This window comes from Pelomonas baiyunensis, assembly GCF_043555935.1.
Lineage (GTDB): Bacteria > Pseudomonadota > Gammaproteobacteria > Burkholderiales > Burkholderiaceae_C > Pelomonas > Pelomonas baiyunensis.
This window is the reverse complement of record NZ_JBIGIB010000003.1, coordinates 790980-812308: the sequence shown is the minus strand read 5'-3', so window position 1 is coordinate 812308 and position 21329 is coordinate 790980. Positions and strand designations below refer to the sequence as shown.

The window sequence follows — 21329 nt, the reverse complement described above, 5'->3', positions numbered from 1 at the left end:
GAGCGTTTAAAGTCCGAAGGACCGTCATCAGTCACCTGACAACATCACTTCGCCTCAAACGCCCACGCTTATCGGCTGCTAATTCTTAAAGAACATCCGCATCACTCAGAACTTGCGCCCTTCGTTTTGCGTCGCTGACTTCGTTTTGTCGTCATCAGCGCAGAAGCGAGATTCTTACCTGCTTTTGCAGTGTCGTCAAGTACTTTTTGAAAATTTCTTTTTCGAAGCTTTCAGCACCCGACGAACTTCAAAGCTCGCCGCCCAACCTTTCGGTCAAGCCCTTCGCCAATGACTCACCGCTTGTCTTGCGACTCGCGCTGCGTTGTCATCAGCGAAGCCCACGACTGTAGCACAGGTTTTTTCGGGAGCGCAAGACTTCGGCGGAAATTCTTTCAAAGCGGCGTCGGCAGTGCTGCCGGCTGACGCGTGATGTCTCGATGCACCGCGCGCTGTGGCCCGTGCCTGCTGCACGGTGTCAATGCAGCGCAGCCCCTGCCGTGCGGCCTGCGCCTAGTTCCTGACCAGCGGTTGTTTGCGGGTCGTCACTGGCCAGAATGGCCGGCAACGCCTGCGCCAATCGCTGTGCATCAGCCCGCAGGATGCGTTGCTTCACCGCCGGAATCTGGGACGGATGCATGGAGAAGCTGCGCAGCCCCATGGCCAGCAGCAATTCACTGAAGACCGGATCGCCCGCCATCTCACCGCAGACGCTCACGCCCTTGCCTGCGGCGCGCGCCTCGGCAATCGAGCGTGCGATCAGGTGGAGAACCGCCGGATGCCAAGGGTCGTACAGGTGTGCGACCGCTTCATCGGCCCGGTCGATGGCCAACGTGTACTGAATCAGGTCGTTGGTGCCGATGGACACAAAGTCCACATGGCGCAGCAGCAGCGGCAGCATGACCGCAGCAGCCGGGATCTCGATCATCACGCCCAGTTCCACCCGGGTGTAGGCATGCCCGGCATCCGTCAGCTGTTGCTGGACCTTGCGCACGGTCTCCAGGATTTGCCGCACCTCAGCCAGGTGCGCCACCATCGGAATCAACAACTTGACCTTGCCGAACGCGCTGGCCCGGTAGATGGCACGCAGCTGCTGGCGAAACATGCTCGGCTCGGCGAGGCTCCAGCGAATCGCGCGCAGGCCCATGGCGGGGTTGAGCACGTGTTCGTGGCGCAGCTCATTCACGGTCAACCGATCCAGCGGCTTGTCCGCCCCCACGTCCACCGTGCGGATGGTGACCGGCATGCCCTTCATGGCCTGCACCGCCGCTTTGTAGGCCTCGAACTGTTCTTCCTCGCTGGGCAGTTCGCCGTCGCGGTTCATGAACAGGAATTCGCTGCGGAACAGGCCCACGCCCGTCGCGCCCGCTGCAATGGCCGCCTCCGCATCAGCCGGCATTTCAATGTTGGCGTGCAGCTCGATGGGTTCGCCGTCCATGGTGACGGCCGGCGTGTGCCGCAAGCGCCCCAGGCGCGCGCGCTCCAGTTCACTTTGCCGCTGCCGGAATCGGTACTCCTCCAGCACGATGGGCGAGGGGTTCACGATGACGATGCCCGCATCGCCGTCGATGATCACCCAGTCGTCCTGCATGATGAGGCGGGACGCTTCTCGCGTGCCCACCACGGCCGGAATGTCCATGCTGCGGGCGACGATGGCGGTGTGGGACGTCTTGCCGCCGATGTCGGTGATGAAGCCGCGGAACACGCTGCGCTTGAACTGGATCATGTCGGCGGGCGCGATGTCCGCCGCCACCAGGAGCAAGGGGTCCTCGCCGGCAAAGTCACGCGGCGTTGCAGGTTGAGGCACGGTGCCCTGCTCCAGCGCCAATGCGCGCAGCACTCGCTCCACCACCTGCTCCAGGTCGGCCTTGCGTTCGCGCAGGTACTCGTCCTCCATTTCATCGAACTGGCGGGCGAGTACCTCCAATTGAGCGGACAGCGCCCATTCGGCGTTGTAGTGGCGATCGACGATCCACTGCGTGGCGCCGCCGGTGAAGGCCTCGTCGTGCAACAGCATGAGGTGCACGTCCAGCAGCGCGGCCAGCTCGTGCGGCGCGTCTTCTGGCAATTCCGTCTTCAGGACTTCCAGTTCCTGCACCACGGCGTCGCGCGCTCGCAGCAGTCGATCGATCTCGGGCTGGATGTCGGACGGGAGCACAAAGTAGTGCGCCACGTCCACGCGGCTGGACGCCACCAGCACGGCACGCCCAATGGCCACGCCCCGTGACACCGCGATGCCAAACACCTGAAAACTCATCAGCGCTCCCCCACAACGGCTCAATGTATCGCGTTGGGCCGCAGGTCGGCGTCATGGTTTTTTCATAGGGAATTCACCGCGCCGTCAAAGCACATCCGCAGCATGGCGGCCATGAACCGCAGCCCCATCGTCACGCATGCGCTGTCGCATGCCACCGGCCTGCCGCTTGCGCAGCGTCCGTCCAAGTCGCGCCTGTCCGTCAGCTGGGCGCAAACTGAATCCGAGGTGCGTGAGGCCCAGGCCCTGCGCTACCAAGTCTTTGCCGTGGAAATGGGCGCCCGCCTGCCCACGCCGGCAAGCGGGCCGGCGGGCCTGGATGTCGACCTGTTCGACGCGTATTGCGAGCACCTGCTGGTGCGCGCCACCGACGAAGACGGCGACCTTGGCGCCGTGGTGGGCACCTACCGCGTGCTGACGCCCGCCGCCGCCAAGCGCGCCGGTGGCCTGTACAGCGACACTGAGTTCGACCTGACGCGCCTGCGCGGCATGCGGCACCGGGTGGCCGAGATCGGCCGCTCCTGCGTGCACGCGGATCACCGCAGCGGCGGCGCGATCCTGTCGCTGTGGGGAGCGCTGGCCGAGTTCATGGCCCGCAATGGGCTGGACACCGTGATCGGCTGCGCCAGCGTCAGCATGCGTGACGGCGGCCACTTCGCCGCCAGCCTGTGGCGCCAGATCGCCGCTGAGCACCTGGCCTCCATCGACTGCCAGGTGCGCCCGCGCCTGCCGCTGCCGATCGACCACCTGCGCCAAGACCTGCAAGTGGAGCCGCCGGCGCTGATCCGCGGCTACCTGCGCTGTGGCGCGAAGCTGATGGGTGAGCCCGCTTGGGACCCTGACTTCAACACGGCCGACCTGCCGCTGATCCTGCGCACCGCCGACCTGCCGGCGCGCTTTCGCCGCATCAGCGGCTGATCAGCCGTTCACTGGCCTTCGCCGAACTTGTCGTTGACGAGGGCGGTGATGGCCTCTTGCGCAGCCTGCTCGTCATCACCGTCGGTTTCCAACTCCACCGTGGCGCCCAGCCCGGCGGCCAGCATCATCACGCCCATGATGCTTTTGGCGTTCACCCGGCGCCCGTTGCGTGTCATGTAGACCTCGCACTTGAAGCTGCCGGCCAGCTTGGTGAGTTTGGCCGAGGCCCGCGCATGCAGGCCGAGCTTGTTGCTGATGGTGAGCGTGGACTTGATCATTCGTTGAGCGGCAAGGGGGGCGTGGCAACGACGCCGCTGGTGGCACCCTGCACGGCGCGCTGGGCCAGCTCCGTCAAGGACTTTTGCCCGGCGTAGCACAACGTGCGCCACAGCATGGGCACGTTGACACCGCTGAGCACCTGAACGCCAGCCCCGGCCAGACGCTGCGCGCCATTGCACGGGGTGGCACCGAACACGTCGGTCAACACCAGCCATTCGGCGGGCAGCGAAGCCGTCATGAGGTCGCGCGCGGCGGCTTCGACATCGTCGGCACACATGCCGGGGTCGACGTCCAGCACCGACAGGGTCGGCGCGCAATCCGGGAAGGTGTGCTCGGCCACCTGCCGCAGCGCAGAGGCCAGCGGTGCGTGGGCGATCACAAGCAAATGAGGCATGCCCGGATGTTAGCGGGCGGCATCGACGGCCAAGGCCGTGCGGAAGGTGTCCCACGCCGCGGCGTCGTCGCGTGCCGCGGTCATGAGGGCCTGGTAGACGCGGCCGCCGTACGCAAACACTGCCACCCGCGTGACGCCCGTGGGCGTCACCCAGCGGTACTGCGCCGCCTCGGGCAACGGGGTCATGCCCGGCACGGCCACGGGCGTGGCCGCCGGCAGCGGCTGCTGCAGCTTGCCCGCCAGCGCCTGCGCCATCGCTTGCAGCGCGGCACCGGACTGCGTGGCATCCGGGACGTCCGCCCACGACACGGCAAAGCCCAGATCGCCCGCCTCACACTGGGCCAGGCCTTTGTCTTTGCGCACGTCCTGATCCGGCTTGCAGGGGAACTGCGCCCGCAAGCCGCTGCCGGTGGGGCGGATTTCGCGCCAGTTCAGCGCCGGCTGGCAGGCCGTCAGCAGGGTGGCGGCGATTAGGGCAAATCCGGCGATGGTGGGGCGCTGCATGGCGGAATTATCGGCAGCCCGCCGCGGACAATTCCTGCATGCAACCGATGTTTCCTCCTCAAGCGCTCGCCGGCGTGCGCGTGCTCGATTTGTCACGCGTGCTGGCTGGCCCCTGGTGCACCCAGACCCTGGCCGACCTGGGCGCCGACGTGATCAAGATCGAGCGCCCCGGCAGCGGCGACGACACCCGGGCCTGGGGCCCGCCCTATTTGAAAGCCGCCGACGGCCACGACACCACCGAGGCCGCTTACTTCTTGGGCGCCAACCGCAACAAGCGCTCGCTGGCAGTGGATCTGGCCACACCCCAGGGCCAGGCCATCGTCCGCCAACTGGCCGGCCAGGTGGACGTGCTGGTGGAGAACTTCAAGGTGGGCGACCTGGCGCGCTACGGGCTGGACGCCAACAGTCTGCGCGCCGAGCACCCGGGGCTGGTGATCTGCTCCATCACCGGCTTTGGCCAGACGGGACCCTACGCCGAACGCGCCGGCTACGACTACGCCGTGCAGGGCATGGGCGGCCTGATGAGCGTGACGGGCGAGCGCGACGACCAGCCCGGCGGCGGCCCGCAGAAGGTGGGCGTGGCGGTGGCGGACCTGTTCACCGGCATGTACGCGACCGTGGCCATCCTGGCCGCGCTGCGCCATCGCGACGCCACTGGCCAGGGCCAGGTCATCGACATGGCCCTGTTCGACACCCAACTGGCGATGCTGGCCAACCTGGGCAGCAATTACCTGTGCAGCGGTGAGGCGCCCGGCCGCATGGGCAACGCCCACCAGAACATCGTGCCCTACCAGGTGTTTGAAGCACAGGACGGCCACCTGATCCTTGCGGTGGGCAACGACCGGCAGTTCGCCAAGTTCTGCGAGATTGCGGACCACCCCGAGTGGGCCGCCGACCCGCGCTTTGCCACCAACGCCGACCGCGTGCGCAACCGGCAGGTGCTGGTGCCGCTGCTGGAGGCCGTCATCCGGCAACGGCCGCGCAACGACTGGCTCGCGGCGCTGGAGGCGGCCAAGGTGCCGTGCGGCTCGATCAATTCCATCGGCGAGGCGCTGGCTGACCCGCAGGCGCAGGCGCGCGACGCGGTGGTGTCGTTGCCGCACCCCCTGACCGACCAGCTGCGCTTGGTCGCCAGCCCCATGAAGCTGTCGGCCACGCCGGTCACCTACCGGCACGCCCCGCCGCTGCTGGGCCAGCACAGCGACGAACTGCTGCGCGAAGCGGGCTGCAGCGACGCAGACATCGCAGCCTGGCGCGCGGCGGGCGTCATCGCGTGAGGGTTCACCCACCCCTGACCCGAGGGTTTCCCCCTGCTCGCGGGGTGGAGGGGGTGGGGCGGCGCCTGCAAGATGGGCTGACGCACGGCGCCGAAATCAATCCCTAGAACTCACAGTCGCCGCTCCGCCAATCCCGGCCCATGTCCACCACGCCTTCTTCTGCGCCAGCCAGTGCTGCCAACGATGTCATGTCGGAGCCGACACCGGTCCAATGGGCGGACATCGTCCAGCAACTCGGCGCCGAGATCGCCGGGCCACTGAGCACGGCGCTGGAGCAGATCCAGACCCTGGCCAGCACCGGCCAGATCGACCGGCGCGGCCTGCGGCTGTTGCGCCGCAGCGTGGACGACGCCCGCACCGCGGGCATGTTGGGCCAACAACTGGCGCGACTGGCGTCCGGCCGGCTGCGCTTGAATCGCGAGCGCCAGCACCTCACCCAGATGCTGCGCAGCGTGCTGGCCCAGCGCAGCCGCGAAACCCAGAGCCGGGGCGTGCAGGTGCGGCAATCGCTGCAGCCGGTGGAAATCTGGGCCGACGGCTCGCTGCTGTTCGCCTTGCTCAACGCGCTGATGGACTGGGCGCTGTCGCTCACCCACTCGTCGGTGGACCTGCGGCTGGACCTCACGCCCTGGCCCGTCAAGGCCCGACTGAGCTGCCGCTTCGCCCACCGGGCGCTGGAGCTGATGGACGATGCCGCCCACGGCACCGCCGATGCGGGCGAGCCGGAACTCGACTCCCTGGCCTGGCGGCTGCTGGAGCAGACCGCGATCACGCTGGGCGTCTTGCCGCTGCGCGAGCAGGAAGCCGGCATCACGCTGCTGACGCTGGAGTTCAACCAACTCGTGTCGGAAGAGGCGCCGCAGGAACCCGACAGCACCCATGCCCGGCTGGAGGCTGAGGCCGAGCGGCTCAGCGGCAATTCCCGGCCGCTGGCTGGCTGCCAGCTGCTCATCGTGTGCGGCAACCGTGAGCTTCGCGCCGAGGCGCAAGCTGCGGTGCGGCACATGGGCATGCTGGTGGACTGCGTGAGTGACGTCGCCGAGGCCGAGCAGTTCTGCCGCGAGGGCTTGCCTCACGCGCTGCTGTTCGATGCCGCGCTGAGCGGTGATGCGATGCTGCACCTGGTGGCCGGCATCCAGCACGAGGTGCCGGAATTCACTTTCGTGGAGATGTTCGACGGCGAGCACCGCACCCAACTCTCCACCGCCACGCATGACGGCATGGCCCGCATCTCGCGCCGCCACCTGCCGGATGCGTTGCCGTCGCTGCTGATGTTCGAACTGGGCCGACGGCCCTGAGCCCACCTCGGGCACACGCGCTGCCTAGAATTCAGCGCATGCTGTCCCGCCGCACCCTCACCGCCACCGCTGCCCTGCTGGGCGCCCTCGCCATCAGCGGCTGCGCCCGCGAACAGGCCCCGGCGGTCGACTATGTGCTGCTGGACGGCCAGAAGCTCAGCTCCGCCGGCTGGAACGGCAAGGTGATGGTGGTGAACTTCTGGGCCACCAGCTGCGCGACCTGCGTGAAGGAGATGCCGCAGATCGTCGCCACGCACGAGAAGTACAAGTCGCGCGGGCTGGACACCGTGGCCGTGGCCATGAGCTACGACCCGCCGGCCTTCGTGTCCAAGTTCGCCGAGACGCGCAAGCTGCCATTCGGCGTGGCCATCGACAACACCGGCGCCGTGGCCAGCGCCTTCGGTCAGGTGCAGATGACGCCGACGACCTTTTTGATCAACAAGCGCGGCGAGATCGTGAAGCGCTACGTGGGCGAGCCCGACTTCGCCGCCCTGCACCAACTCATCGAGCAACTGCTGGCGCAAGCCTGAGCGACGCCCGCAGGGCCGCCGCCCACGCCGGGCAGGTCAAGCCGCCGGGTTCTGCGCAGGGTTCAGCGCCGGGTTCAACGCGGCATGCGCCTGCACGTCGGCGTGGTAGCTGGAACGCACCATGGCACCGACGGCGGCGTGCGTGAAGCCCAGTTCGTAGGCTTCCTTCTCGAACTGCTTGAACGCGTCCGGCGTGACGTAGCGGCGCACCGGCAGGTGGTGGCCGGACGGCGCCAGGTACTGGCCGATGGTGATCATGTCGATGTTGTGCGCGCGCATGTCGCGCATCACCTGGCGGATCTCGTCGTCCGTTTCGCCCAGGCCGACCATGATGCCGCTCTTGGTCGGCACGCCGGGCACTTCTTCCTTGAAGCGCTTGAGCAGGTTCAGGCTGAACTCGTAGTCCGACCCCGGGCGCGCTTCCTTGTACAGGCGCGGCGCGGTTTCCAGGTTGTGGTTCATCACATCCGGCGGCGCGGCCTTCAGGATGTTGAGCGCGCGGTCGGCACGGCCGCGGAAGTCCGGCACCAGCACCTCGATCTGCGTGCTGGGGCTGAGTTCACGCACCTTGGTGATGCACTCGGCGAAGTGGCCGGCGCCGCCGTCCTTCAGGTCGTCGCGGTCCACGCTGGTGATGACCACGTACTTGAGCTTCAGGGCCGCGATGGTCTTGGCCAGGTTCTCGGGTTCGTTCACATCCAGCGGGTCCGGCCGGCCGTGGCCCACGTCGCAGAACGGGCAGCGGCGGGTGCACTTGTCGCCCATGATCATGAACGTGGCCGTGCCCTTGCCGAAGCACTCGCCGATGTTGGGGCAACTGGCTTCCTCACACACCGTGTGCAGCTTGTGCTCGCGCAAGATGTTCTTGATCTCGTAGAAGCGGGTGCTGGGCGAACCGGCCTTCACGCGAATCCAGTCGGGCTTCTTCAGCACCTCGGCCGGCACGATCTTGATCGGGATGCGCGAGGTCTTGGCCTCGGCTTTTTGCTTGACGGTCGGGTCGTAGGAGGTGTCAGACATGATCAAGAGGTCAGCTGGGCCGAGAGGCGCTCGGCGAGACGGCTGGCCGCGGTGGACCAGTCCGTAGAAACCCCGATTTTATCGAGGGAAGTGGTTTCCAGGCCCTGATAGCCACAGGGGTTGATGCGCAGGAAGGGTTCCAAGTCCATCGCCACGTTCAAAGCCAGGCCGTGGTACGTGCAATGGCGGCTGACCTTGATGCCCAGCGCGGCAATCTTGGCCAGGCCCCGGAACGCGTCGTTCGGGTCCGCCGGGCCGGCCAACGCCGCGTGGCTGGCGGGGTCGGCCGGCCGAACGTAGATGCCCGGCGCGCCCGCCACCCGCAGGCCGGTCACACCGTAGCTGTCCAACGTCTGGATCAGCGCCGTCTCCAGCCGGAACACGTATTCCTTGACGAAGATGCCCAGCCGACGCAGGTCCACCAGCGGATAGGCCGTCACCTGCCCCGGGCCGTGGTACGTCACCTGGCCGCCGCGCTCCGTCTCAACCACCGGGATGTGGCCGGGCAGCAGCAGGTGCTCCGGCTTGCCGGCCAGGCCTTGCGTGAACGTGGGCGGGTGCTCGCACAGCCAGAGTTCATCCGGCGTGTCGGCCGTGCGCGCCGCGGTGAACGCCCGCATGGCCTCCAGCGTGGGCAGGTATTCCACCGGCCCCAGGGTCTTGACGATCATGCGCGGCATCATAGGGAACCGCCGTAAGGCCTCGCTCCGCCCCGACGACTGCCCTTCATGAAAACACCCTGGATCACCGCCCTGCTGCTGGCGTGCTCGCTCGCTCACGCCGGCCCGTTGGCAGACGCGCTCACCGCCTACGACGAAGGCAACCTCAAAGCCGCCGCACGCGGCTTCACGGCCTCCGCCGCACGCGGCGAAGCGCTCGGCCAGTTCAACCTGGCCATGATGCATCTGCGCAAGGAGCTGCCCGGTGCCAGCGACGGCGCCGCCTGGCGCCTGCTGCAGCGGGCCGCCGGCCAACAACTGGCGTTGGCCGAGAACGCGCTGGGCGAGATGATTGAGCAGAGCCGCCGGGGCAAGCCGGACCCCAAGGCGGCGTGCGGCTGGTTCGAGCGCGCCGCGGAGCACGGCAACGCCGACGGCGCGCTGGCCACCGCCACCTGCTACTACCTGGGCCGCGGCCGCCCGCAAGACATGGCGCAGGCCCACCGCTGGTACCTCGAAGCCGCCAAGGGCGGCGACGTGGGCGCCCAGTACTTGGTGGCCACGATGTTCGAGACGGGCTTGGGCGTGGAGGCCGACGAGCGGCTGGCCCGCTACTGGTACGACGCCGCGGCCCGCAACGGTGACCCTGCGGCCCGATTCAAGGTGCAGGAGCTCGAGATCCGTGCACGCGCCAGCTGAGCCCGCCGCCTTGCGCTGGCGTTCGTCTCAGCGCTGATGCACCGGGTTGCTCTTCTCGGCCCGTTCGTTGATCCAGACGTTCTGCCCCTGGCTGATGAGCCACTGGCCTTGGCGGCGCGACACGACGACCGTCATGCGATTGAGTGTTTTTTCCTGGAGGTTGCCGCTCGGTGTTCGATAAGCGTCCTGCAGATGCGTCCACACCGCGACCGCAACGTCCGGTGACAGCTCACGCACCGAAAGCTCACGCCCCTCGAGCTGCACCTCCTTGAAGATCGTCTCGTGGAACACCGTGTGAGCCTTCACCACCTGGGCTTTGCCTCGCCAGTACATGCCCACCACGTTGACCCATTCGGCGTCCTCATGGAAGAGCGCGCCGTAGGCCTGCATGTCGTGACGGTTCCAGGCTGATTCCAGCGCGGCCACAAGCCGGCGCGCGGCGTCCGTCGCGTTGTCAGCCTCGATAGCCCGCGCTGGCAGAGCCGCCAACAGGGCGGCCAGCAGGCCCACCTTCAACACAAGTCGCTTCACCGCACACTCCTCTGAAACTGCGGCCCCTGCGCCTGCCATTGGCTCTCGGAAAGGACGGTTTCCGCCTGGCGCCACGGCACACGCTGCGGACTCTAGTCGTGATGCGCTCAGGCTCCGTCCTCAATCAGGCGGACGACGACCTGGCCCGGGGTGGCTACAGCACGACCTTGACCATCGGATGCGTGGTCAGGGTGCGGTAGATCTCGTCGAGTTGCTCGCGGCTGGTGGCCGTGATGGTGATGGTCAGGCCGAGGTAGTTGCCGCCCTTGCTGGGACGCTGCTCGATGGTGGAGGCGTCGAAGCCCGGGTCGAACTGCAGGGCCACGTGGGTGATGGCTTCGATGAAGCCTTCCACATGCGCGCCCATGACCTTGATGGGGAATTGCGACGGGTACTCGATGAGCGACTGCTCGGGCGGAATGTTGGGGGGCATGTTCATGGCAGGCTCACTTGATCCAGAGGCGGATGGAGTCGAAGGCGCGACCGACCAGGCCGGCCACGGGCACGGACTCCTGCACGATCAGGGGCACTTCCGCCACCAGCGTGCCGCCGGTGGTGGTGACTCGCAAGGTGCCCACGCGTTGGCCCTTGTTCAGCGGCGCCACCAGCGGCTCGGTGCGCTCAACCTGGGTTTGCAGCTTGCTGCCGTCGCCGTGCGGCATGGCCACGAACACCGCATCCGCTGCGCCGAGCTTCACTTCCTTGGCCTCGCCCTTCCACACCGGCACGGTGGCAATGGCCTTGCCGGCATCGAACACCTTGACGGCGTCGAACGCGGTGTAGCCCCAGTTCAGCAGCTTCTGGCTCTCCGAAGCCCGCGCGTCTTTGGAGGCGGCGCCCATGACCACGCTGAGCAGGCGGCGCTTGCCGTTGGGAAAGTCGCGGTTGGCACTGGCCACCAGGCAGTGGCCCACGGCGTCGGTGTAGCCGATGGTCATGCCGTCCACCGTCGGGTCGCGGCGCAGCAGCAGGTTGCGGTTGTCCTGGCGGATCTTGTTGAAGGTGTAGTCGCGCTGGCCGTAGTAGGGGTAGTACTCCGGGAAGTCGGCAATGATGCGAGACGCCACGACGGCGATGTCCCGCGCGCTGGTCTTGTGGCCGGGCTCGCTCATGCCGGTCACGTTCTTGAACTCGGTGTGCTTCAACCCCCAGGCCTGCGCCTGGCGGTTCATCAGTTGCACGAAGCTCTCCACGGAGCCCGCCACGCCCTCGGCCAGCGCCACGGCGGCGTCGTTGCCGTTCTGCACGATCAGGCCACGCAGCAGTTCGTCCACCTTGGGCGTCATCGTGGTGTCGAGGAACATCAGCGACGGGTCGCCCTTGCGTTCATCCCACGCGCGCTTGGACACGGGCAAGGTCTGCTCCAGCGTCAGCTTTTTCTCCCGCAGCGCGCTGAACACCACGTAGGCCGTCATCAGCTTGGTGAGGGAGGCCGGGTCCTGGGCGGTGTCGGCGTCGCGCTCGGCCAGGGTCTTGTGGGCGGCCAGGTCGATCAGCACATAGCTGCGCGCGGCGATCTCGGGCGGCAGCGGCGCCTGGGCCTGGGCCGTGAGGGCCAGGGCGGCGGACAGCGAAGCAAGCAGTCTTTTCATCAAAACGGATTCAGGCGCAGGGATCAAGCCTTGGTGGGGTCGAAAGCGCGAACCACAAGCGACTTGAGCAACGGCAGCTGGCCATGGAAGAAGTGGCCCACGCCCGGCACCACGGTCACGGGCAAGCTTTGCGGGCGGGCCCAGTCCAGCACCGACGACAGCGGCACCACATCGTCCACTTCGCCGTGGATGACCACCGTGTCGGCCGGCACGGGGGCGGTGTCGAACCGGCTGGTGGCCGGGCCGACCAGCACCAGGCGCTGGGCCGGATCGGCCAGCCGCTGCGCCGCGCGCGACGCGACATAGCCGCCGAACGAAAACCCGGCCAGCACAAGCGGCGCCCCGGCGGTGCGCTCAGCGGCCAGCACAGCCAAGGCGTCGTCGACCTCGCCGCGCCCCTCGTCCCACGCGCCTTCGGACTTGCCGATGCCGCGGAAGTTGAAGCGCACGGCGCGCCAGCCCAGGTGGATGAAGGCCCGAGCCAAGGTCTGCACCACCTTGTTGTCCATGGTGCCGCCCTGCGTGGGGTTGGGGTGGCAGATGAGCGCGGTGCCCAGCGGAGTCACGCCCGCAGCCGGCAAGTCAATGGCCACCTCAAGGGCGCCGGCGGGCCCGGCGACCAGCCGCTTTTCCGTTTGCGAGTTCATCGGCCGACGTGGTCCGGCAGCACCAGGCGTTCGACGACCTTGCCGTCGCGCAGGTGGCTTTCCACGATTTCGTCGATGTCGCTCTGATCCACCCACGAGTACCAGACGGCCTCGGGGTAGACCACCGCCACCGGCCCGCCGGCGCAGCGGTCCAGGCAGCCCGCCTTGTTGACCCGCACGCCGTCTTTGCCGGCCAGGCCCAATTGCTTGACGCGGGACTTGCAGTGATCGAAGGCGCCTTGCGCGTCATGGTCGGCACAGCTGGCCTCTCCATTGGCGCGTTGATTCAGGCAGAAAAAGACGTGGCGCTGGTAGTAACTCATCGCCCCGGATTGTCTCACTCGGGCTTTTGCACGAGGCGCGCGGCCAGCCAAATCAGGGCCGCGAAAGGCCAGGTCCAGGCCAGCCAACGGGTCAGCCCGTAGAAGTTGATGAAACGACCGTGCTCCCAGGCTTGCAGGTTGAGCGCGAGGTAGGGGTCGCTGGGCGCCAGGCTGATGAGCCCAATCAACGCGCACAAGGTGAAGAGGCCCAGCGCCGCGGCCACGCGCGACGGCAGCAAGCAGGCCAGCAACGCCAGCGCCAACCCGAGGCTGACGCCGGGCCGCGTGGCCTCGCTGAGCCAGGCCCAGGCGTGGTCCGGCCCAAAGGCCATGGCCGTGGCCACCGCCGTCGCGGCCATGCCCAGCGCCACGACCGCAGCGCCGAGCACCACGCGCCGCACGCCCGGGCGGGCCACCGTGATCGCCAGCAGCACCGGCGCCAGGATGCCCAGCGCAATCGCCAAGGCCAGCAGGCCGGGCGGCAGTTCATGCTCCACCGTCACGGCGTCGCCCCAGGACAGCGCCCACGGCGTACCGGCCAGCGCATCCACCAGCGACTCGCGCCACCACGGCAGCCACTGCCCCAGGCCGAAGGGCATGGGCGTGGGGTACAGCAAGGCCAGCGGCCACAGCGCCAACAGCGCCAACCCGGGCGCGCTGCTGGCGCCGAACCAGTGCTCGCGCACGTCCTCCCACCGGCGCAGGCCGCCCAGGAGGTGCAGCCCCAGGCCCAGGGCCGTGCCCAACGTGCTGCCCGCCGAGTTCAGCGCCCAGTCCGACAGCGAGGGCACGCGCCCGGGCACATAGAACTGCAGGGTCTCCATCAGAAATGACAGCACCGGCCCGGGCAGCAACCCGAGCAGCAAGGCGGCCCGCAGCGTGCCGCCCGAACGGATGACGGCCGCAAACCCGAGCACGCCCAGGGGCACGTATCCGGCGAGATTGGCCTCGACGTCAAACGCCCAGAAGCGCTGCGGCCAGGGCAACCCGAACAGCCACGGCAAGCCCAACCCCGGCGGCGCCCGCAGCGGCCAGAACGGATAGAGGCTGGCATACACCACCAGCCCCAGATGGGCCAGCAGCAGCCAGGTGGCGGAACTTTGCCGACGACGCACCGGCAACACGTTCAAAACGGTTTGACGGCGGCCAGCACCACGATGGCTGCGAACAGCAGCACCGAGACCTCGTTGTAGACGCGGAACCAGCGGTGGCTGCGGCGGTTGGACAGGTCTTCAAAACTCCGCATCAGGCGGCGGTTCATGTGGTGATAGCCCACCACGCCCAGCACCAACAACAACTTGGCGTGCAGCCAGTAACTGCCGGCGAAGCGGCCTGCGCCGTAGCCCAGCCACACCCACAGGCCCAGACCCAGCGCCACACCCATCAGCAGCGTCGAGAACCGGTGCAGCTTGTGCGCCATCAGCAGCAGGCGCTCGCGCTCGGCGTGGCTGTCGGCCGGCACCATGGCCAGGTTCACAAAGATCCGCGGCAGGTAGAACAAACCGGCGAACCACGCGGCGACGAAGACGATGTGAAAGGCTTTGACCCAGAGCATGCGGGCATTATGGGCAGCGCGCCGCCGTGCCGGCTTTCGGCAGACCGTAGCCCAGCAGGGCTTCGCTCGGCATCGCGGAGTGAGCGGACCTCGGGGCAGGTCAGACCGCCGTCAAGGCAGGTGGCCACGCCGCCTGCCTTGGAGATGGGCCGGAGCCGCACCGCCAGGCGCGCTGCGCCACAGCGCAGGCCGGGTCGCGCAGCGAGTCGGCGCTCCGGCACAGATCAAAAAAAAGCCCCGGTAAAAACCGGGGCTGAGAAAGCCTTATCGCTGTCATCACGTTAAGGCTCCTGCTCAGGGAGGAAAAGCAGGGAACGACCACCTTGCGGCTATCATTCGCTGACAAGTTTAGCGCGCTTGAGCGGGGGCGTCACGAATAAATGACGCCCGGATGTGTTGTCCATCACGCGCCGGGCCGCTCCACCGCAGCCTGAGGTTTTGAAGTGTCCCGCTCCGCCTTCCCGCCCCCCGGTTTCCCCGCCGCCCGCCCGCGCCGCCTGCGCCGTGATGCCTTCACCCGCGCACTGGTGCGCGAGCACACGCTGCACGCCAGCGACCTGATCCTGCCGGTGTTCATTCACGAAGGCGAAGACCGCCTGCAGCCGGTGCCCTCCATGCCCGGCGTGTCGCGCCAGAGCCTGGATCACCTGCTGCGAACCGCCGAACAGTGCGTGGAATTGGGCATCCCGGTGATCGCGCTGTTTCCCGTCATCGACGCGGCCCTCAAGACGCCCGACGGCGCCGAAGCCCTGAACCCCGACGGCCTGGTGCCGCGCGCGGTGCGGGCGCTCAAAGCCAACTTCCCGCAGTTGGGTGTGCTCACAGATGTGGCGTTGGACCCGTTCACCAGCCACGGCCAGGACGGTGTCATTGACGAGACCGGCTACATCATGAACGACGTGACCGTGGGCATCCTGGCGCAGCAAGCCAAGGTGCAGGCCGACGCTGGCGTGGACATCGTCGCCCCCAGCGACATGATGGACGGCCGCGTCGGCGCAATCCGCCAGGCGCTGGAAGCGGCGGGCCACATCCACACCCGCATCATGGCCTACAGCGCCAAGTACGCGAGCAGCTTCTACGGCCCGTTCCGCGATGCCGTCGGCTCGGCCGCCAACCTGGGCAAGGCCGACAAGAAGACCTACCAGATGGACCCCGGCAACAGCGACGAGGCCCTGCGCGAGGTGGCGCTGGACCTGGCCGAGGGCGCCGACATGGTGATGGTCAAGCCCGGCATGCCGTACCTGGACATCGTGCGACGTGTGAAGGACGAATTCCGCGTGCCCACCTTCGCCTACCAGGTCAGCGGCGAGTACGCGATGGTGAAGGCCGCCGCCGCCAACGGCTGGCTGGACCACGACGCCGTGATGATGGAAAGCCTGCTGGCCTTCAAGCGCGCGGGCGCCGACGGCGTGCTGACCTACTTCGCGCTGGACGCTGCCCGCTTGTTGAAGCAGGGGTGAACCCGTGCGGGTCTTCCACATCGAGCCGGATGGCTTCACCGAGCTGAACGCGCTGCCCGAGGCCCTGCCGGAGCGCGGCTTCCTGTGGGTGGGCTACGGGCGCCGGGTGTTCGAGGTGGGCGAGCCGGCGCTGCAGCAGGCGTTGACGCGCTGGGGCTGCGGCAACATCGTCGACCTGCATGTGTCCGACCTGATCAACAACCAGCTGCCCTCGCACTTTGACTACACGTCCTGGTACGACATGCTGGTGTTCCGCCGGCTGGCTGCGGCACCGGGCAGCCAGGACTTGTTCGTCGATGACGAGCACGGCACGTTGGCCTCGGCGCAGCGGGCGCTGCGCTCCATCGACACCAGCCCGGTGGGCTTCGCGGTGTTCGACCGCGTGCTCATCACCGTGCACCCGACCGATTGCCAGGTGCGCGAGTTCTTTGCGCACAAGCTGGACCGCCTGACCGAAGGGCGCGAGAAATCAGCCCGCGGCAGCGCCCGCCTGCCCACCAGCCCCGCAGACTTGATGCTGCGCATGGTGAACCACATGGTGGACAGCTACCTGGAACTGCGCCGCCTGTTGACCCGCCAACTCGGCACCTTGCAGCGCGTGCTGCTGGACCAGAGCAGCGAGTTCGACGACTGGCCGCTGCTGCTGGAGAGCCGCGACGCCCTGCACCGGCTGGAAGACACCTGCGAGGACCAGCGCAGCGCCATCCAGGAGTGGATCGACGCGCTGGACGAATGGCCCGCCGACGGCGACCCGCATGTCACGCGCGAGCGCGAGCTGCTGCGGGTGCGCTCCCGCGACGTGCTGGAGCATGTGGAGCGGGTGCTGACCCACGTGCGCCGGCTGGAGTCGTCCGCCGAGTCGGCGGTGCAGATGCACTTCAGCGCGCTGGGTCACCGCACCAACAGCATCATGCGCACCCTGACGGTGCTGACCGCCATCTTCCTGCCGCTGAACCTGATCACCGGCATCTTCGGCATGAACTTCGAGTGGATGCCGCTGATCAAGGACCACAACGGCTTCTGGGATGCGGCCGTGCTGATGCTGGCAGTGGCCTTCGGCCTGTGGATCACCTTCCGGCGCAAGCGCTACCTGACGAGCCGCTGAGCCGCTGAGCCGTTGAGCCGGCCCGCTCAAGCGCGGCCGCGGGCGTACGGGTCGGCCACGCCAAGGCTGGCCAGGATCTCGGTCTCGCGCGCTTCCATGCAGGCGGCCTCGTCGTCTTCTTCGTGGTCATAACCCTGCGCATGCAGGGTGCCGTGCACCAGCATGTGGGCGTAGTGGTCCAGCAGCGCAATGCCCATCTCAGCCGCCTCGCGCTCCACCACCTCCGCACAAATCACCAGGTCTGCGGCAACGACCGGCTCGTGCGCGTAGTCGAACGTCAGCACGTTGGTCGCGTAGTCTTTCTGGCGGTATTCGAGGTTCAGCGCCCGCCCTTCATCGGCGTCGACGATGCGCACCGTGATCTCGCCGGGCAACTCCAGCGCCGCACGGATGAAGCGCTGCACCTTGTGGCGCGGCAGCACCGCGCGGTGGCGCGGGTCCGCAAACTGCAGAGACAGGTTCAGCTCGGGTTTCATGCGTGCCCTCCTTCGCGGCTCGTGCCTTCGCGCTTGGCGCGGGCTTCATAGGCTTCCACGATGCGGGCCACGAGCGGGTGGCGCACCACGTCGGCGCTGGTGAATCGGGTCATGGCGATGCCCTTGACCTTGGCCAGTACCCGTTCGGCGTCGATCAGGCCCGACTGCACACCCCGCGGCAGGTCGATCTGGCTCGTGTCCCCGGTCACGACACAGCGGCTGCCAAAGCCGATGCGGGTCAGGAACATCTTCATCTGCTCGGGCGTGGTGTTCTGCGCTTCGTCCAGGATGACAAAGGCATGGTTGAGCGTGCGGCCGCGCATGAAGGCCAGCGGCGCTACCTCCAACTGCCCTTTCTCGAACGCCTTGGTCACGCGGTCGAAGCCCATCAGGTCGTACAGCGCGTCGTAAAGCGGGCGCAGGTAGGGGTCGACCTTCTGCGTCAGGTCACCGGGCAGAAAGCCCAGGCGTTCCCCCGCTTCCACGGCCGGGCGCGTCAGGATGATGCGCTGCACGCTGGCGCGCTCCAGCGCATCCACCGCGCAGGCCACGGCAAGAAACGTTTTGCCCGTGCCGGCAGGGCCCAGGCCAAAGGTGATGTCGTGCGACAGGATCTGCTGCAAGTACTGGTGCTGGCGCGGTGTGCGCGCTGCGAGATCGGCACGGCGGGTGCGCAGCACCAAGGGCCCGTCCTCGCCCGGTCGCGGCGTTGGCGCGGCGCTGACCGGCACCGGCACTTGGGCTTCCACCAGCGCCAGTTGCAGCGTCTCGGCCCGAAGCGGCCGCCGCGCCCGCTCGTACAAGGCTTCCAAGAGGCTGCGGGTGCGTTCGGCGGCGGCCTTCGGGCCATCGATGCGGAATTCCGCGTCGCGCCGGCTCAGCTTCACGCCCAGCGCCGCCTCGATTTCACGCAGGTGGCAGTCCAGACTGCCGCAAATGCGGGCCAGTCGGGTGTTGTCGGCAGGTTCCAGGGCAAAGCGCAGGATCACGGCAGCAGCGGCAGCATCAACAAGGACGGGCTGCAATTGTCGCTGGGCTTGCGCTGGTGCATTCCCCGGCGCAGCCCGCGAGCGGGCTCCCGCACAATGCCGCCCCATGACATTTCTGACCGCGCCGGGCGCGGCACGGCGGGCGCGCTTCGGTCGCGCAGTGCTGATGCTGTGCGCGCCCCTGCTTGCTCCGGGCCTGGCCCTGGCCCAACCGGTGGCCGCACCCGTGGCCGGCCTGTACTGGGCCGCAGCCCTGCACGGCTGGCTTGCTGCGATGCTGGCCATCATGGCCACCGTGGTGGGCCTGATTTCCAGCCTCCACGCACGCGAGCGCTCGGCCAATTTCCTGGTGGGCATGATGCTCAGCTGGGTGGTGCTGCGGGCCGCCGCCCTGCCCAGCGCCGCCGGCCTGCGGCCCCTGTTGATGACGCTGCTGGTGCTGTGCGGCGTGCAATACCTGCTGCGGCAGATGAACTGGAAGCGCAGCTGGATCGACCACGCCTTGTTGATCCAGTGCCTGGTGGTGCCCGCCAGCTTGCTGCTGGCCGGCGGCCGCGTGCATTTGCTCGACACCGTGTGGCACGCGGTGCTGGGCCTGGAACTCGTGGCAGCCATGGGCTGGGCCTTGTGGATGCGCTGGCCGCGCACCGCGCCCGCGGGCGGTATGGACTTGGCCGCTGCCAGTGACTTCCGCTGGATGTTGGCCCTGCTGGCGCCCACCATGCTGGCGCTGCTGGCAGAAATGGGGCTCTCGGCCGTGAGTGAGGCCGCGTGGTGGGCCGCATCACCGTGGCTGAGCTTGAGCTTGCCGCTGCTGATGCTGGCGCTGGGCCTGCAATTGGTGAACCGGGTGGCCCAAGCGCGGGTGGATGCGGAACGGCACCTCGCCGCCCTCGAACAGCGCATGGCCGAACGCATCGCCGAAGTGGAGCGCAGCCACGCGCAGCTGGCCGAACAGAAACTGGAGCAGGTGACCGAGCGCGAGCGCAAGCGCATCGCCGCTGACCTGCACGACGACCTGGGCGCGAAGCTGCTGACCATCGTGCACACCAGCGAGTCCGACCGCATCTCCACGCTGGCGCGCGAAGCGCTGGAGGAGATGCGCCTGTCGGTGCGCGGCCTCACCGGCAAGCCGGTGCACCTGATCGACGCCTTGGGCGACTGGCGGGCGGAAGTGGTGTCGCGCCTGGGCCAGGCCAACATCCAGGCCGAATGGAAGAGCCCGGCCGAAGACATCGAACACACGCTTCAGGCGCGCTCTTACGTGCAGACCACGCGCATCCTGCGCGAGTCGGTGTCCAACATCATCAAACACAGCGGCGCCACCAACGCCACCATCTCCAGCACCGTGCAGGACGGAGATTTCGTGCTCACCATCCAGGACAACGGCCAAGGCATCTCGACCGACCTGGACGGCCGCCTGGACCGCGGCCATGGCATGGCGAGCATGAAATCACGCGCCAAGCAAATGCATGGCCAATGCCTGGTCGAATCCGGCCCCGGCTGGGGTACTGTCATCCGTCTGACGATTCCGCTGTGAATCATCGTCATGTTTTCCGAGGCCATCCATGAACCACATCCTGCTGCTTGAAGACATTCCGGAGATCCGCGCCTGGCTGAAGGCCCTGGTCAAACAGGTGTTCGCCAACGCCCAGATCACCGAGTGCTCGCGCGTGCAGGACGCGCTGTCGCTGGTCAACGGCCAACGCTTCACCCTCGCGCTGCTGGACCTGGGCCTGCCCGACGGTTCCGGGGTGGAGGTGATTGCCGCGCTGCGTGAAAAGCAGCCCGAGGTGCAGTCCGTCATCGTCACCATCCACGACGACGACGAGCACCTCTTCCCGGCCCTGCAGGCCGGCGCCTTCGGCTACCTGCTGAAAGAGCAGTCGCGCGAACTGCTGGTCGAGCAACTGCAGCGCATGAGCCAGGGCGAGCCGCCGCTGTCGCCGTCCATCGCCCGCAAGGTCATCGCCTATTTCGCGGCCCACGCCAAGCCCAGCTCGCAAGCCCTGCTGCACGAGGTGTCGCTGACCGACCGCGAGACGGAAGTGCTGCTGCGCGTGGCCAAGGGTTTCACGCTGCCCGAGATCGGTGTGCAGCTCGGCTTGAGCCGCCACACCATTGCCGACTACGTGAAGCAGATCTACCGCAAGCTCAACGTGAGCTCGCGCGCCGAGGCCGCGCTGGAAGCCCAACGCCTGGGTTTGTTCGGCCGGAATTGAGCCCCAGGTGGCCCGGATAATCGGGCCATGATTGGAAGACTGACCGGCGTCATCGCCGAGAAAACCCCGCCACAGGTCGTCATCGACGTGGCGGGCGTGGGCTACGAAGTGGACGTGCCCATGAGCACGTTCTTCAACCTCGGTGGCCTCGGTGAACGGGCTGTGCTGCTGACGCACCTGACGGTGCGTGAAGACGCCCACCAGCTCTACGGCTTCCTCACCCACGAGGAGCGCGCCACCTTCCGCCAACTCATCAAGATCAGCGGCGTCGGCCCCAAGATGGCGCTGGGCCTGCTGTCTGGCTTGTCGGTCACGGAGCTTGCCCAGGCCGTGTCGCGCCAGGAGGCCGGCCGCCTCACCAAGGTGCCGGGCATCGGCAAGAAGACGGCCGAGCGCCTGCTGCTCGAACTCAAGGGCAAGCTGGGCCCGGATCTGGCCCTGCCCACCACCGTCGCCAACGACAACCAGGCGGACATCCTGCAAGCCCTGGTGGCGCTGGGCTACAGCGAGAAGGACGCCGCAGCAGCCCTGAAGGCACTGCCGGCGGATGTGGGCGTCAGCGACGGCATCAAGCTGGCGCTGAAGAAGCTGTCGTGAGCG

Annotated in this window: 25 protein-coding genes; 10 read left to right on the top strand and 15 right to left on the bottom strand. The window is 67.7% G+C overall.

Features of this window, described 5'->3' with window-relative positions:
* Positions 1-475: 475 nt before the first annotated feature.
* Entirely contained in the window at positions 476-2254 is a 1779-nt protein-coding gene (gene ptsP, locus ACG01O_RS14215; protein WP_394385645.1) for a phosphoenolpyruvate--protein phosphotransferase, read from the bottom strand.
* Positions 2255-2365: 111 nt separating this feature from the next.
* Between ptsP and ACG01O_RS14210 the strand changes: the two genes are divergently transcribed.
* Complete coding sequence (locus tag ACG01O_RS14210; protein WP_394385644.1) at positions 2366-3169, top strand: GNAT family N-acetyltransferase; 804 nt, start codon at positions 2366-2368, stop codon at positions 3167-3169.
* A gap of 8 nt (positions 3170-3177) precedes the next feature.
* Here ACG01O_RS14210 and ACG01O_RS14205 read toward each other — a convergent pair whose 3' ends face one another.
* From ACG01O_RS14205 to ACG01O_RS14195, 3 genes are read right to left on the bottom strand one after another with little or no spacing between them, the layout of a single operon-like run.
* A complete protein-coding gene (locus ACG01O_RS14205) occupies positions 3178-3447 on the bottom strand; it encodes an HPr family phosphocarrier protein (RefSeq protein ID WP_394385643.1) in 270 nt (89 codons plus the stop codon).
* Positions 3444-3842 carry a PTS sugar transporter subunit IIA gene (locus ACG01O_RS14200; protein WP_394385642.1) on the bottom strand — a complete coding sequence of 133 codons (399 nt, stop codon included), beginning with the start codon at positions 3840-3842 and terminating at the stop codon, positions 3444-3446. The genes ACG01O_RS14205 and ACG01O_RS14200 overlap by 4 nt, the downstream gene beginning before the upstream one ends.
* 9 nt (positions 3843-3851) lie before the next feature.
* Entirely contained in the window at positions 3852-4346 is a 495-nt protein-coding gene (locus tag ACG01O_RS14195) for a hypothetical protein (protein WP_394385641.1), read from the bottom strand.
* Between the two features lie 47 nt (positions 4347-4393).
* Between ACG01O_RS14195 and ACG01O_RS14190 the strand changes: the two genes are divergently transcribed.
* From ACG01O_RS14190 to ACG01O_RS14180, 3 genes are all read left to right on the top strand, one after another.
* Positions 4394-5623, top strand: coding sequence for a CaiB/BaiF CoA transferase family protein (locus ACG01O_RS14190; RefSeq protein ID WP_394385656.1), 1230 nt, complete (start codon positions 4394-4396; stop codon positions 5621-5623).
* Between the two features lie 140 nt (positions 5624-5763).
* On the top strand, positions 5764-6921 hold the full coding sequence (locus ACG01O_RS14185) for a hypothetical protein (RefSeq protein WP_394385640.1): 1158 nt from the start codon (positions 5764-5766) through the stop codon (positions 6919-6921).
* 38 nt (positions 6922-6959) lie between these two features.
* The gene (locus ACG01O_RS14180) at positions 6960-7451 is read left to right on the top strand and encodes a TlpA family protein disulfide reductase (RefSeq protein ID WP_394385639.1); all 492 of its coding nucleotides are present in this window, start codon (positions 6960-6962) and stop codon (positions 7449-7451) included.
* Positions 7452-7487: 36 nt separating this feature from the next.
* On the opposite strand, the gene lipA is transcribed toward ACG01O_RS14180, so the two are convergent.
* Together lipA and lipB are read right to left on the bottom strand one after the other, a co-directional pair.
* Positions 7488-8471: a lipoyl synthase gene (lipA, locus tag ACG01O_RS14175; RefSeq protein ID WP_394385638.1), complete on the bottom strand. Its 984-nt coding sequence runs from the start codon at positions 8469-8471 to the stop codon at positions 7488-7490.
* Positions 8472-8473: 2 nt separating this feature from the next.
* Entirely contained in the window at positions 8474-9142 is a 669-nt protein-coding gene (gene lipB / locus ACG01O_RS14170) for a lipoyl(octanoyl) transferase LipB (protein WP_394385637.1), read from the bottom strand.
* A gap of 57 nt (positions 9143-9199) precedes the next feature.
* On the opposite strand from lipB, the gene ACG01O_RS14165 reads away from it, so the two are divergent.
* A complete protein-coding gene (locus ACG01O_RS14165; RefSeq protein WP_394385636.1) occupies positions 9200-9829 on the top strand; it encodes a tetratricopeptide repeat protein in 630 nt (209 codons plus the stop codon).
* Positions 9830-9856: 27 nt separating this feature from the next.
* Here the strand turns inward: ACG01O_RS14165 and ACG01O_RS14160 are convergent, their stop codons facing one another.
* The 7 genes from ACG01O_RS14160 to ACG01O_RS14130 all read right to left on the bottom strand — a co-directional run bounded on the left by ACG01O_RS14160 (position 9857) and on the right by ACG01O_RS14130 (position 14477).
* Positions 9857-10339 (bottom strand): SgcJ/EcaC family oxidoreductase, encoded by a 483-nt coding sequence (locus ACG01O_RS14160; RefSeq protein WP_394385655.1) that lies wholly within the window; start codon positions 10337-10339, stop codon positions 9857-9859.
* Positions 10340-10514: 175 nt separating this feature from the next.
* Positions 10515-10799 (bottom strand): DUF493 family protein, encoded by a 285-nt coding sequence (locus ACG01O_RS14155; protein ID WP_394385635.1) that lies wholly within the window; start codon positions 10797-10799, stop codon positions 10515-10517.
* Positions 10800-10806: 7 nt separating this feature from the next.
* The gene (locus tag ACG01O_RS14150; RefSeq protein ID WP_394385634.1) at positions 10807-11952 is read right to left on the bottom strand and encodes a D-alanyl-D-alanine carboxypeptidase family protein; all 1146 of its coding nucleotides are present in this window, start codon (positions 11950-11952) and stop codon (positions 10807-10809) included.
* Between the two features lie 23 nt (positions 11953-11975).
* Entirely contained in the window at positions 11976-12599 is a 624-nt protein-coding gene (locus ACG01O_RS14145) for an alpha/beta hydrolase (protein ID WP_394385633.1), read from the bottom strand.
* A complete protein-coding gene (locus ACG01O_RS14140) occupies positions 12596-12922 on the bottom strand; it encodes a (2Fe-2S) ferredoxin domain-containing protein (RefSeq protein WP_394385632.1) in 327 nt (108 codons plus the stop codon). The genes ACG01O_RS14145 and ACG01O_RS14140 overlap by 4 nt, the downstream gene beginning before the upstream one ends.
* 14 nt (positions 12923-12936) lie before the next feature.
* The gene (locus ACG01O_RS14135; protein WP_394385631.1) at positions 12937-14037 is read right to left on the bottom strand and encodes a VanZ family protein; all 1101 of its coding nucleotides are present in this window, start codon (positions 14035-14037) and stop codon (positions 12937-12939) included.
* Between the two features lie 11 nt (positions 14038-14048).
* On the bottom strand, positions 14049-14477 hold the full coding sequence (locus ACG01O_RS14130; protein WP_394385630.1) for a CopD family protein: 429 nt from the start codon (positions 14475-14477) through the stop codon (positions 14049-14051).
* Positions 14478-14920: 443 nt separating this feature from the next.
* Between ACG01O_RS14130 and hemB the strand changes: the two genes are divergently transcribed.
* On the top strand, positions 14921-15937 hold the full coding sequence (gene hemB, locus ACG01O_RS14125) for a porphobilinogen synthase (RefSeq protein ID WP_394385629.1): 1017 nt from the start codon (positions 14921-14923) through the stop codon (positions 15935-15937).
* A 4-nt stretch (positions 15938-15941) separates the two neighbouring features.
* Positions 15942-17042: a magnesium transporter CorA family protein gene (locus ACG01O_RS14120; protein ID WP_394385628.1), complete on the top strand. Its 1101-nt coding sequence runs from the start codon at positions 15942-15944 to the stop codon at positions 17040-17042.
* Between the two features lie 26 nt (positions 17043-17068).
* On the opposite strand, the gene ybeY is transcribed toward ACG01O_RS14120, so the two are convergent.
* Positions 17069-17518 carry an rRNA maturation RNase YbeY gene (ybeY, locus tag ACG01O_RS14115; protein WP_394385627.1) on the bottom strand — a complete coding sequence of 150 codons (450 nt, stop codon included), beginning with the start codon at positions 17516-17518 and terminating at the stop codon, positions 17069-17071.
* Complete coding sequence (locus ACG01O_RS14110) at positions 17515-18507, bottom strand: PhoH family protein (protein ID WP_394385626.1); 993 nt, start codon at positions 18505-18507, stop codon at positions 17515-17517. Before ACG01O_RS14110 ends, ybeY begins: the two co-directional genes overlap by 4 nt.
* Before the next feature lie 106 nt (positions 18508-18613).
* Between ACG01O_RS14110 and ACG01O_RS14105 the strand changes: the two genes are divergently transcribed.
* Genes ACG01O_RS14105 through ruvA form a run of 3 tightly spaced genes read left to right on the top strand, consistent with a single transcriptional unit; the run spans position 18614 to position 21326 of the window.
* The gene (locus ACG01O_RS14105; protein ID WP_394385625.1) at positions 18614-20047 is read left to right on the top strand and encodes a sensor histidine kinase; all 1434 of its coding nucleotides are present in this window, start codon (positions 18614-18616) and stop codon (positions 20045-20047) included.
* A 28-nt stretch (positions 20048-20075) separates the two neighbouring features.
* The gene (locus tag ACG01O_RS14100; RefSeq protein ID WP_268151128.1) at positions 20076-20729 is read left to right on the top strand and encodes a response regulator; all 654 of its coding nucleotides are present in this window, start codon (positions 20076-20078) and stop codon (positions 20727-20729) included.
* Between the two features lie 27 nt (positions 20730-20756).
* Positions 20757-21326, top strand: coding sequence for a Holliday junction branch migration protein RuvA (gene ruvA / locus ACG01O_RS14095; protein ID WP_394385623.1), 570 nt, complete (start codon positions 20757-20759; stop codon positions 21324-21326).
* Positions 21327-21329 lie beyond the last annotated feature (3 nt).

Excerpts from the sequence above, each read along its gene's own strand:
- ACG01O_RS14100 (WP_268151128.1), top strand. The coding sequence starts at position 20,076 with ATGAACCACATCCTGCTGCTTGAAGACATTCCGGAGATCCGCGCCTGG.
- ACG01O_RS14150 (WP_394385634.1), bottom strand. The coding sequence starts at position 11,952 with ATGAAAAGACTGCTTGCTTCGCTGTCCGCCGCCCTGGCCCTCACGGCC.
- lipB (WP_394385637.1), bottom strand. The coding sequence starts at position 9,142 with ATGATCGTCAAGACCCTGGGGCCGGTGGAATACCTGCCCACGCTGGAG.
- ruvA (WP_394385623.1), top strand. The coding sequence starts at position 20,757 with ATGATTGGAAGACTGACCGGCGTCATCGCCGAGAAAACCCCGCCACAG.
- ACG01O_RS14210 (WP_394385644.1), top strand. The coding sequence starts at position 2,366 with ATGAACCGCAGCCCCATCGTCACGCATGCGCTGTCGCATGCCACCGGC.
- ACG01O_RS14145 (WP_394385633.1), bottom strand. The coding sequence starts at position 12,599 with ATGAACTCGCAAACGGAAAAGCGGCTGGTCGCCGGGCCCGCCGGCGCC.
- ACG01O_RS14205 (WP_394385643.1), bottom strand. The coding sequence starts at position 3,447 with ATGATCAAGTCCACGCTCACCATCAGCAACAAGCTCGGCCTGCATGCG.
- ACG01O_RS14200 (WP_394385642.1), bottom strand. The coding sequence starts at position 3,842 with ATGCCTCATTTGCTTGTGATCGCCCACGCACCGCTGGCCTCTGCGCTG.
- ACG01O_RS14140 (WP_394385632.1), bottom strand. The coding sequence starts at position 12,922 with ATGAGTTACTACCAGCGCCACGTCTTTTTCTGCCTGAATCAACGCGCC.
- ACG01O_RS14165 (WP_394385636.1), top strand. The coding sequence starts at position 9,200 with ATGAAAACACCCTGGATCACCGCCCTGCTGCTGGCGTGCTCGCTCGCT.
- ACG01O_RS14190 (WP_394385656.1), top strand. The coding sequence starts at position 4,394 with ATGTTTCCTCCTCAAGCGCTCGCCGGCGTGCGCGTGCTCGATTTGTCA.
- ybeY (WP_394385627.1), bottom strand. The coding sequence starts at position 17,518 with ATGAAACCCGAGCTGAACCTGTCTCTGCAGTTTGCGGACCCGCGCCAC.
- ACG01O_RS14105 (WP_394385625.1), top strand. The coding sequence starts at position 18,614 with ATGACATTTCTGACCGCGCCGGGCGCGGCACGGCGGGCGCGCTTCGGT.
- ACG01O_RS14185 (WP_394385640.1), top strand. The coding sequence starts at position 5,764 with ATGTCCACCACGCCTTCTTCTGCGCCAGCCAGTGCTGCCAACGATGTC.
- ACG01O_RS14180 (WP_394385639.1), top strand. The coding sequence starts at position 6,960 with ATGCTGTCCCGCCGCACCCTCACCGCCACCGCTGCCCTGCTGGGCGCC.
- ptsP (WP_394385645.1), bottom strand. The coding sequence starts at position 2,254 with ATGAGTTTTCAGGTGTTTGGCATCGCGGTGTCACGGGGCGTGGCCATT.
- ACG01O_RS14155 (WP_394385635.1), bottom strand. The coding sequence starts at position 10,799 with ATGAACATGCCCCCCAACATTCCGCCCGAGCAGTCGCTCATCGAGTAC.
- ACG01O_RS14195 (WP_394385641.1), bottom strand. The coding sequence starts at position 4,346 with ATGCAGCGCCCCACCATCGCCGGATTTGCCCTAATCGCCGCCACCCTG.
- ACG01O_RS14130 (WP_394385630.1), bottom strand. The coding sequence starts at position 14,477 with ATGCTCTGGGTCAAAGCCTTTCACATCGTCTTCGTCGCCGCGTGGTTC.
- lipA (WP_394385638.1), bottom strand. The coding sequence starts at position 8,471 with ATGTCTGACACCTCCTACGACCCGACCGTCAAGCAAAAAGCCGAGGCC.